This is a genomic window from Mesorhizobium sp. M2A.F.Ca.ET.042.01.1.1, assembly GCF_003997405.1.
Lineage (GTDB): Bacteria > Pseudomonadota > Alphaproteobacteria > Rhizobiales > Rhizobiaceae > Mesorhizobium.
This window is the reverse complement of record NZ_RZRX01000239.1, coordinates 1-10099: the sequence shown is the minus strand read 5'-3', so window position 1 is coordinate 10099 and position 10099 is coordinate 1. Positions and strand designations below refer to the sequence as shown.

Here is a 10099-nt window from a genome sequence, read left to right as displayed (position 1 = left end):
TGTCCACCGCGACATAGCCGGCACCGTCGCAGGCATTCCGTTCTCGGTGCAACGCGGCCTGCATGCCCGCTTCATGCTCGACGTGGTCGGCGACGGGACAGCGGGTGCGGTAGATCACCCGAGCAGCAGTGTGGGCGTTCCCTGTCCTTCGACCAGCTTTACCGCTTTCCTATCGAAGGACACGAAGGTTTCGCCGCCGAGCCACTGACCGTCGAACGCTATCACGCCGTCGGCGAAATCTCCGCCGGCGTCGAGCACGGCCAGGCCAGCCTCGATCGTTGGTCGGTTGGCTACGACGTTGCGCATATCGAGGATGCGACGGATCGAGGCTGATATGTCGGGCCGCGCGACCCGGTAACTTCTGTCCAGCACCCAAACGAACTCGCAGAGCGCTTGAACGCTGATCGCGACCAGTTCGGCCCTTTCCAGGGTCTCCGCTGCGGTCTGCTGCTGCGCTTCGTCATCCCCGACAATGAGGCGCAGCAGCACGTTGGTGTCGAGGCTGACCTTCACTTGCGCTCGATTCCGCGCATCCCGCTCGAAGCGCCGGCGTCGGCGATCGCATCGTTGATCTCCTCGATCGAAAGCCGGGCGCCGTTGGTTTTGCCCTTGAGCATCCCGCTCAGCTCTCGCCAGGAGCCCTTGCCCTGGTCGGCTTTCAGCTCCGCCCTCCCACCAGGCAGAAGATCAAGCCTGATCTTGTCGCCGGGCTGGATGCCCAGGTGCTTGAGTACGTCCTTCCGGAACGTGACCTGACCCCGTGCGGTAACCGTCAATGTCGTCATATGTAGCCTCCAGCGCTAAAAATAATGCAAAACTGCATTATTTCAAGGCAGAGATTAGGCGAATACGTGTGCCTTGCCGGTGACGGTCAGCCGCACGATCTCGCCGACGGACGGCGCGTCCATGCCTGTCCTGCGCAAGACGAGCGGCGTGTTGCCGATGGCGGCCGCGTCCGGCGGATCAGGGCTGTTGAGCAGCCGTACCGCCACGGTGCAGACGGCGCCCGCGAACTCGCAGTCCGTCACCTCGCCGAACAGCATGTCCGGCGTGCCCGACATGCCTTCGCGGGAGGTGAGCTTGAGCAGAATCTGCTCGGGCCGCAGCATGATGCGTGCGACATCGCGCCGTTCCTTCGTGTCGACAGCGATGCGGCCGAGCCGCGACACGGCGAAGCCATCCGCGATCCTGGCGGGCACGATGATGGCGTCGCCAAGGAATTCGGCGACCATCCTGTCCTTGGGCTGGAAATAGAGCTCGCGCGGCGTGCCGACCTGCGAGAACAGGCCGTCGCGCATCACCGCCACCTGGCTGGCGAAGGACAGCGCCTCGGCCTGGTCGTGCGTGACCAGGATGGTGGTGATGCCCGCCTCTTCCAGAAGCTCTGCCACCGCTTTGCGCATCGAAGCGCGAAGTCCGGTGTCGAGCGCCGAGAAGGGTTCGTCGAGCAGCATCAGCCGCGGCTTCATCGCCATGGCGCGCGCAAGCGCGACGCGCTGCTGCTGGCCGCCGGAAAGCTCATGCGGCCGGCGTTTCAGGACCGCCTTGTCCAGCCCGACGATATAGGCAAGCTCGACGATATGCTCGGCCCGCTTGTCGGCATTCCGCGCGATGCCGAAACCGATATTGTCGGCGATGCTAAGATGCGGGAACAGGGCACCGTCCTGGGCCACTACGCCGATGCCACGGCGATGCGCCGGCACGGCCGCGTCGCCATTGGCGAGCACCTTGCCGTCAAGCGCGATGCGGCCGCGGTCCGGCGCCTCGAAGCCGGCGATTAGCCTGAGCAAGGTGGTCTTGCCGCAGCCGGACGGCCCGACGATCGCGGTGCGGCTGCCGCTTTCGACCTGAAGGTCGACGCCAGCCAGCGCCGTCACCGGACCATAGTTCTTGGCGACATCGCTGAGTTCGAGAAAGCTCATCGTCCGGCCATCCGCTTCGACTGGACGTAGAGCCACCAGGTCATCGGCAGCGACATCGCCACCATGATCAGCGCGTAAGGAGCGGCGGAGGCGTAGTCGATCTCGCCGCTGTAGGACCAGAAGGCCATCGCCAGGGTGCGGGTGCCGTTGGGCGCCAGCATCTGGGTGGCGGTGAGCTCGTTGGTGATGCCGAGCGCCACCATCGCCATGCCGGCCGCGGCGCCGGGCGCCGACAGGCGGATGGTCGTCGCCCACAGCGCCTTGACTGGCGGCCGGCCGAGGCTGGAAGCGGCGCGCTCCAGCTCCACCGGAGCCTGCGCGATCGAAGCGCGCAGGCTTATCAGCGCGCGCGGCAGGAACATCAGCGCATAGCCGAACAGGATGGTGAACAGCGTCTGGTAGAGCGGCAGCGCGACGCGCACGGTGATCGTCACCAGCGCCAGCGCAATGACCACGCCCGGCAACGCGCCGACTATGTAGTTGCAGCCTTCGAGCAGGCGCTGCAGCCGGCCCGGCGCGCGGATCGAGATCCAGGCCATCGGCATGGCGGCAACCGTCGCGAGCACGGCGCCGACGAGGGCGAGGAACATCGTCTGGCCGAGCGCCAGGCCGATCTCGTCCCAGCGCCAGACATCCGCGCCCCCGGCGAGCAGCCAGCGGCCGACAGTGACGAAGGGCACGCCGAGCGACAGCAGTGCGACGGCGGCCGGCAAAAGCAGGCAGGGCAGGGTGGCGCGGCCGAGGCGGGCACGCTGCTGCTTGCGCGCGGCGCCGGAACCGACACGCGCATAGCGCTCCTCGCCGCGTATCATCACCTCGAGGGCGAGCAGGAAAAGGCAGCAAGCCACAAGCACGGCGGCCAGCATGTTGGCGGCCGGGCCGTTGAAGGTCGACTGGAACTGGTCGACGATCGCGGTGGTGAAGGTGTCGAAGCGGATGAAGACATAGAGGCCATATTCGGCCAGAAGATGCAGACCGACCAGCAGCGAGCCGCCGCAGATGGCAAGCCTCAACTGCGGCAGCACGACGCGCGCGAAAACCCGCCACGGACCTAGGCCAAGCGCCGCCGCCGCATCCTCCAGCGCCGGGTCGAGACGGCGCAACGCGGCGGAGATCGGCAGATAGAGGAAAGGGAAATAGGCGATGACGGAGACCAGCACGCCGGCCCAGAGCCCGTGCAGGCCAGGGACAAAGCTGATCCAGGCATAGGAGTGCACGAACGCAGGGATGGCGAGCGGCGCCACCGACAACCACGACCACAGCCGATTGCCCGGCAGGTCGCTGCGTTCGGTCAGCCAAGCCAGCGCCACCGACAGCGTGATGGCGATCGGCACGGTGACGATGACAAGGAGCACGGTGTTGATCAGCAGCTCGCCGACGCGCGGGCGGAAGATCAGCGCCACCACCGTATCCCAGCCGGTCTGGATCGCCATCCAGACGATGAAGGCGAGAGGCAGCAGCGCGATGAGCGAGATCAAAGCCGCGGCGAGCGTGATCCACGACATGGCCCGGCGCTTCTTCATTCCGGCCGCCGGCAGCGCGGAAGGCGTGAGGTGGATCGCGGACGCCATCAGTCGGAATAGGCCGCCCGGAAGCGACGTGATGAACCGCGGACGCGGCCGCAAACGCAGATGATCGTCATCGACGAGGCCATCTCCAAAACAAAAGCGCTCCCACGGAAGCGAGTTCCCGCGGGAGCACGGTCGTTTGCCCTTTTAGGACGAACGCGAACTAAAGCAAGCCGGCTTGCGTCATCAGGTCGATGACCTTCTTGGAATTCAGCGTCGCCGGATCGATTTTCGGCGCCTGCAGGTCGGCCAGCGGCACCAGCTTCGGGTTGGACTGGGCATCCTTGCCGACCGCATATTCATACGACGTGCCCGTTTTCAGCACGTCCTGGCCGCCCTTGCCGGTCACCCATTTCAGGAACGCCTGGGCTTCCTTCTGATGCTTGCTGGAAGCCAGCACGCCGCCGCCCGACACCGAAACGAAGGCGCCCGGGTCCTGGTTCTTGAAATAATGCAGGCCGACATTCTTGCTGTTCTCGCCGGTCTTGGCCTGATCGCCGAACCAGTAATAATGGTAGATCACGCCGCCATCGATCTCGCCGGCATTGACCGCCTTCATGACGGTGCTGTTGCCTTTGTAGGCGGTGAAATTCTCCTTCATCGCCTTCAGCCAGTCGGCGGTCGCGGTCTCGCCCTTGAGCTGGAGCAAGGCGCTGACGATGGCCTGGAAGTCGGCCCCGGAGGGCGAGGCGGCCCAGCGGCCTTTCCAGCTCGGATCGGCGAGGTCCAGCAGCGACTTGGGGAGCTGGTCTTCCTTCAGCTTGTCCTTGTTGTAGGCAAAGACGGTGCTGCGGGCCGCGACGCCGACCCATTTGCCACTCGACGGCTGGTATTCCTGGGGAACCTGGGCGAGGGTGCCGGCGTCGACCGGGGCGAACAGGCCGGCCCCCTCGACCAGCGCCATGGCCGGCGAATTCTCGGTCAGGAACACGTCGGCCGGGGAGGCCGCGCCCTCGGCGACGATCTGGTTGGAGAAATCGCTGTCGCCGCCATTGCGCAGCGTGACCTTGATGCCGGTCTCCTTGGTGAAGCCGGCAGCCCATTCCTTGGCGAGGCTCTCATGCTGGGCATTGTAGACGACGATGCCTTGATCCTCCGCCATGGCCGGGCCGGCGATCAGGCCGAGCGCTATCGCAGGGCCGGCGAGCGTGGAAAGGGCAATCTTCATCGGGCATCGTCCTCGAATTTGGAGACAGGGGTTCAGGCTCGGCTCACCTACCAATACCTGATTATTGTAGTCAAGATTGTGACCCTGCTTCAATCCGTCGCCATGCCGCAACTTTCGTGATTTTGCGGCAGTTTGGCTTGGACATTATTTCGCCGGCCACGTAACAAACCCAGGCCGAGATGCGAACTTCGGGGGTAAACTCTTGTGACCGGCAAGGACGAGGCAGAGCTCTCCGGGCTGCTCAGGGCCGCGATTGCGGGAGACGAAAGGGCTTATGCCGACTTTCTGCATCGCATCGCCGCCCTCGTTCGCGGTTTTGTCCGGCGCAAGATCGTTCAGGGCGGAGTCGACCCCGAGGATGTCGTGCAGGAAACCTTGCTTGCCATTCATGTGAAACGCCACACCTGGCGGCCGGATGCGCCGGTGCTGCCCTGGGTCTACGCGATCGCCCGCTTCAAGCTTATCGACGCGTTTCGCCGGCGAGGGCGCCGCATCGAAGTCGAGATCGACGAGATCGCCGAGACCTTCGCCGAGCCGGAGACGGAGACGGTCAGCCAGCGCGACATAAATCGGGCGCTCGAGGGACTGCCGCCGACGCAACGCTCGGTCGTCTCGTCAATTTCGGTCGACGGTCATTCGATCGGCGAGACCGCCGCCAAGCTCGGCGTCAGCGAAACGGCCGTGCGCGTGTCGCTGCATCGCGGCCTCGCCGCGATCGCTAAACGATTCGGGCGACAGTGACATGAGGACAGAGGATCTCATCAAAGCGCTCGACGCGGATGCCGGCAAGAAGGCCATGCCGATAGGCAAGGCCTGGTGGCTGGCGGTCTGCGTTGCCGTGGCGATCGCGGCAGCCGTGTTCTTTACGACCATCGGGCCGCGTCCCGACATCATGCCGGCCATGCACACGATGCGCTTCATGTCGAAATTCGTGTTCACGCTGGTGCTTGCGGCCAGCGCCTTCGCGCTGATCCGCGCGCTGTCGGTGCCGGGCGCTTCGACCAGGCGGAGGATGGCCTGGATGCTCGCCGCGCCGCTTCTGGTCGTGCTGGCGGTGGTCCTCGAGCTTTTCGTCGTGCCCCAGGCCGATTGGGGCAAGCGGCTCGTCGGCTCGAACATGATGATCTGCATGACTTTCATCCCGCTGATCGGCATCGGCCCGCTAGCGGTCTTCCTCGGCATGCTGCGCTACGGCGCGCCGACGCGGCCGGTGCTGGCGGGCGCGGTGGCCGGGCTGCTCGCGGGCGGGCTCGCGGCAACCTTCTACGCCGCGCATTGTTTCGACGATTCGCCGCTTTTCGTCGCCACCTGGTACACGATCGCCATCGCCTTCCTGACGCTGCTCGGGGCTATCGGCGGGCGGCTTTTCGTGCGCTGGTAGCCCGCCGGGGCTATTTCGAAACAGTCCCTTAATCATGCCGGCAATTGTTTGCCGGTTAGCGGAGCGATCGCCATCATCTGCGCAACCATTCCTTAAAACCGATCCGCCAGGGTTGTGGCAACGTGCAGTTGCGTGGTGGGGTGGATCGCATCGTGGCGTGGTTGAACTGGAAAGGGCTTCGTGCCGACAGGCACGCCGCGCAGGGTTTGCTGGCAATCGGCCTGGCTGCCACCGCTGTGTCGATCCTGCTGCCGCGCCTCGACTTTGGCGCCGACGCGCTGAGGCTCAGCCTGCAGATTTCCGTCGCCATCACGGCCGCGACGCTGTTCCTGTCGGCCATGTTCATTCACCGCATCGTCGACGACCGCCGGCAGATCGCCGAGAGCGAGCAGCGCTTCCGCCGCGCCATGGAGGATTCGGCGATCGGCGTCGCCATTGTCGGCCTGGACGGACGCATCCAGCGGGCCAACCCCGCTTTCGCCGACATGCTGGGCTATAGCCGCGCCGAGATCGAGGCGCTGACCTTCCCGCAGATCACGCATCCGGACGACCTGCCGATCGGCCGCGAGACGATGCTGAACGTGAAGGAAGGCAGGATCAGCTCCTACCATTTCGAAAAACGCTACCTCAGGAAGGACGGGACTCCAGTCTGGGCGCAACTCGCCGGGTCGGTTATCCTCGACGAGGACACCGGCAAGCCGCTTTATCTGGTGTCGCAGATCGAGGACATCGACGCCCGCAAGCAGGCGGAGGCGCGCATCGCCGAGGCCGAGACCCGTTGGAATTTCGCGCTCACCAGCACCGGACAGGGCGTCTGGAGCCTCGATATGCGCAAGGGCGGCACAACCTATTCCGAAACCTGGGCGAAGATGCTGGGCTATGCCGCTGGCGAACTCGACGGCGACCCGGACCGTTGGCTGACCATGATCCATCCCGACGATCAGGCAAGCGTCGCCGAGGCGGATCGCGCGCACCTTGCCGGCGAGACGGCCTTTTTCGAAGCCGAGTTCCGGATGCGGCACAAGGACGGCCACTGGGTCTGGATCCTCGACCGTGGCAAGACGATCGAGCGCGATGCCGAGGGCCGGGTGATCCGCGCCATCGGCAGCTTGACCGATATCACGCAGCGCAAGGAGGCCGAGACGCGGCTGATGGTTTCGGCGGCGATGCTGGCCGACGAGAAGGAGCGTCTGAGGGTCACGCTGCAGTCGATCGGCGACGCGGTGATCTGCACCGATGCCGCCAACCGCATCACCTTCATGAACCCGGTCGCGGAAAAGCTCACCGGCGTTGACGTCGGCGAAGCCCTTGGAAAGGTGCTCGGCCATGTCTATTGGGCGGTCGACGAGGAAAGCGGGCAGAGAATCGCCCTGACGCGTCCTTCGGCAAGCGAACGGCCTCGCTGCGACCAGAACACGCGCGCGGTTCTCGTGCGGCGCGACGACACGCGCTGCAGCATCCGCCAGGTGGTGTCGCCGATCATGAACGACCGCGAGCAGTTCTGCGGCCTGGTCATCGTCTTCCAGGACTTCACCGACGCGCGCGCCCTACAGCGTCAGCTGGCCTATGCCGCCGCCCATGACGCGCTGACCGGGCTCGCCAACCGTTCGAGCTTCATGCGCACCATGGAGGAACTGGTCGACCAGTGCCGCCTCAATGGCGGCGAGCACCAGTTCATGTTCGTCGACCTCGACCATTTCAAGGCTGTCAATGACACCGGCGGCCATGCCGCCGGCGACGCGCTGCTCAGGCGCGTGGCCGACACCTTGCGCAATGTGCTTGGCCCGGAAGAGATCGTCGCGCGGCTCGGCGGCGATGAGTTCGCCGTCATCCTCAAATCGGGCGACGCGGCGCGCGGGCCGATCGCGGCGCGCTCGATCATCGATGCAATCCGCAACCTCAATTTCAGCTGGGACGGCCGCCCGCATTCGATAGGCGCCAGCATCGGGCTCGCGCCGATCCGCGCCGGTTGCGGCGAGGTGGATGAGATCATCGCCCGCGCCGACGCCGCCTGCTACGATGCCAAAGCGGCAGGCCGCGGCTGCGTTTCCGCAGCACCGGACGAAGCTTCGAGAGATGTGCCGCCCATGCCGCTCGCCGCGGCGTCCTGAGCCGCGTCGGTAGGGTCCAGCCGCGGAAGATCAGCGCGTCGGCACCGGATGGTCGCCGCGATAGTCGTAGAAGCCGCGGCCGGTCTTGCGGCCGAGCCAGCCCGCCTCGACATATTTCACCAGCAGCGGGCAGGGGCGGTATTTCGAGTCCGACAGGCCCTCATGCAGCACCTGCATGATCGACAGGCAGGTGTCGAGGCCGATGAAGTCGGCGAGCTGCAGCGGGCCCATCGGATGGTTGGCCCCCAACCGCATGGCGGTGTCGATGGCGTCGACCGTGCCGACGCCCTCATAGAGCGTGTAGATCGCCTCGTTGATCATCGGCAAAAGGATGCGGTTGACGATGAAGGCCGGGAAATCCTCCGAGACGGTGATCGTCTTGTCGAGGTGCTTCACATAGGTTTTGGCCGCCTCGAAGGTCTGGTCCTCCGTGGCAATGCCGCGCACCAGCTCGACCAGCTTCATCACCGGCACGGGATTCATGAAGTGAATGCCGATGAAGCGCTCGGGACGATCGGTCTGCGCGGCAAGCCGGGTGATCGAGATGGAGGAGGTGTTGGTCGCCAGAATCGCTTCCGGATTGAGCTGCGGGCAGAGCTGCGCGTAGATCTTGCGCTTGACCGTCTCGTCCTCGGTCGCAGCCTCGATCACCAGGTCGGCGGCGGCGAGGTCGGCCATGGCCGGAGCGGCGGAGATGCGCGCCATCGCTTCGTTGCGCGCCTTTTCCTCGAGCTTGCCGGAACCGACCTGGCGGGCCATGTTGCCGCTGATGGTGGCGATGCCCTTCTCGATCCGGTCGGCCGATATGTCGTGGATCAGGACCTTGTAGCCACCCAGCGCCGAGACATGGGCGATACCGCCACCCATCTGACCCGCGCCGACAATGCCGATCGTCTCGATCTTGCTCATGACCCCGATCCCGTCCGGAACGCCCGCACTTCCTTGAAGTACAAAGACGCTCCTGCTTGTTTGTTTCCCGCAATCCGGAGGCGAACCGCCGGATTGGCTCCGGGCCTTGATGGCCCGCTTTTTGTGCAGTGCAAACTAAAAGGGCGGGGCGACTTCGTCTACCCCACCCTTTGGATTTTAATATGCCAGAACGGACGGCGTCAAAGCGCCTTTTGCAGCTCCGGCAAAATGACGAAGAGATCGCCGACCAAGCCGTAATCGGCAACCTGGAAGATCGGGGCTTCCTCGTCCTTGTTGATGGCGACGATCACCTTGGAGTCCTTCATGCCGGCCAGGTGCTGGATGGCGCCGGAGATGCCGACGGCAATGTAGAGGTCGGGCGCGACCACCTTGCCGGTCTGGCCGACCTGCCAGTCGTTCGGGGCATAGCCGGCGTCGACTGCGGCGCGGGAGGCGCCAACCGCGGCGCCGAGCTTGTCGGCGACCGGCAGGATGACTTCCTGGAACTTCTCCGAGGAGCCGAGCGCGCGGCCGCCGGAGATGATGATCTTGGCCGAGGTCAGTTCCGGACGATCGTTCTCCGAGAGCTTGTTCTCGACGAAAGACGACAGGCCGGGGTTGGCGGCGGCGCCGACCGTCTCGACCGCGGCCGAACCACCTTCCGGCGCTGCCGCGAAGGAGGCGGTGCGCACCGTGATGACCTTCTTGGCGTCGGTCGACTGGACGGTCTGGATGGCGTTGCCGGCATAGATCGGCCGCTTGAAGGTGTCAGGCGAGACCACTTCGATGATTTCCGACACCTGGGCGACGTCGAGCAGGGCGGCGACGCGCGGCGCGATGTTCTTGCCGGCGGAGGTGGCCGGCGCGATGATCGTGTCATAGCCGCCCGCAAGCGACACGACGAGAGCCGCAGTCGGCTCGGCCAAGCGCTCGGAAAGTTCGTCGGCTTCGGCCAGCAGCACTTTCCGAACACCTTTCAGCTTGGCGGCGGCGTCGGCCGCGCCCTTGGCGGCCTTGCCGGCCACCAGCACGTCGACATC

10 protein-coding genes are annotated in these 10099 nt (G+C 65.4%); 3 read left to right on the top strand and 7 right to left on the bottom strand.

The features are described 5' to 3' along the window. Positions 1–114: 114 nt before the first annotated feature. The 5 genes from EOA23_RS27310 to EOA23_RS27290 all read right to left on the bottom strand — a co-directional run bounded on the left by EOA23_RS27310 (position 115) and on the right by EOA23_RS27290 (position 4658). On the bottom strand, positions 115–513 hold the full coding sequence (locus tag EOA23_RS27310) for a type II toxin-antitoxin system VapC family toxin (RefSeq protein ID WP_127306432.1): 399 nt from the start codon (positions 511–513) through the stop codon (positions 115–117). After that, positions 510–785, bottom strand: coding sequence for an AbrB/MazE/SpoVT family DNA-binding domain-containing protein (locus EOA23_RS27305; protein WP_127306431.1), 276 nt, complete (start codon positions 783–785; stop codon positions 510–512). The genes EOA23_RS27310 and EOA23_RS27305 overlap by 4 nt, the downstream gene beginning before the upstream one ends. Positions 786–839: 54 nt before the next feature. Next, positions 840–1922 carry an ABC transporter ATP-binding protein gene (locus tag EOA23_RS27300; protein WP_127306430.1) on the bottom strand — a complete coding sequence of 361 codons (1083 nt, stop codon included), beginning with the start codon at positions 1920–1922 and terminating at the stop codon, positions 840–842. After that, positions 1919–3493 (bottom strand): iron ABC transporter permease, encoded by a 1575-nt coding sequence (locus EOA23_RS27295; protein WP_127306429.1) that lies wholly within the window; start codon positions 3491–3493, stop codon positions 1919–1921. The genes EOA23_RS27300 and EOA23_RS27295 overlap by 4 nt, the downstream gene beginning before the upstream one ends. Before the next feature lie 160 nt (positions 3494–3653). Beyond that, the gene (locus EOA23_RS27290; RefSeq protein ID WP_127306428.1) at positions 3654–4658 is read right to left on the bottom strand and encodes an iron ABC transporter substrate-binding protein; all 1005 of its coding nucleotides are present in this window, start codon (positions 4656–4658) and stop codon (positions 3654–3656) included. A 204-nt stretch (positions 4659–4862) separates the two neighbouring features. On the opposite strand from EOA23_RS27290, the gene EOA23_RS27285 reads away from it, so the two are divergent. The 3 genes from EOA23_RS27285 (at position 4863) to EOA23_RS27275 (ending at position 8150) form a co-directional block, all read left to right on the top strand. Next, entirely contained in the window at positions 4863–5399 is a 537-nt protein-coding gene (locus tag EOA23_RS27285; RefSeq protein ID WP_127306427.1) for a sigma-70 family RNA polymerase sigma factor, read from the top strand. Position 5400: 1 nt separating this feature from the next. After that, a complete protein-coding gene (locus EOA23_RS27280; RefSeq protein WP_127306426.1) occupies positions 5401–6039 on the top strand; it encodes an NrsF family protein in 639 nt (212 codons plus the stop codon). A 152-nt stretch (positions 6040–6191) separates the two neighbouring features. Next, positions 6192–8150 (top strand): PAS domain S-box protein, encoded by a 1959-nt coding sequence (locus EOA23_RS27275; protein WP_245474358.1) that lies wholly within the window; start codon positions 6192–6194, stop codon positions 8148–8150. Positions 8151–8180: 30 nt separating this feature from the next. Here the strand turns inward: EOA23_RS27275 and EOA23_RS27270 are convergent, their stop codons facing one another. Both EOA23_RS27270 and EOA23_RS27265 read right to left on the bottom strand, forming a co-directional pair. Continuing rightward, the gene (locus EOA23_RS27270) at positions 8181–9059 is read right to left on the bottom strand and encodes a 3-hydroxybutyryl-CoA dehydrogenase (protein WP_126081053.1); all 879 of its coding nucleotides are present in this window, start codon (positions 9057–9059) and stop codon (positions 8181–8183) included. Between the two features lie 200 nt (positions 9060–9259). Continuing rightward, positions 9260–10099, bottom strand: an 840-nt coding sequence (locus EOA23_RS27265; RefSeq protein ID WP_145966495.1) for an electron transfer flavoprotein subunit alpha/FixB family protein, incomplete at its 5' end; no start/stop codon positions are given.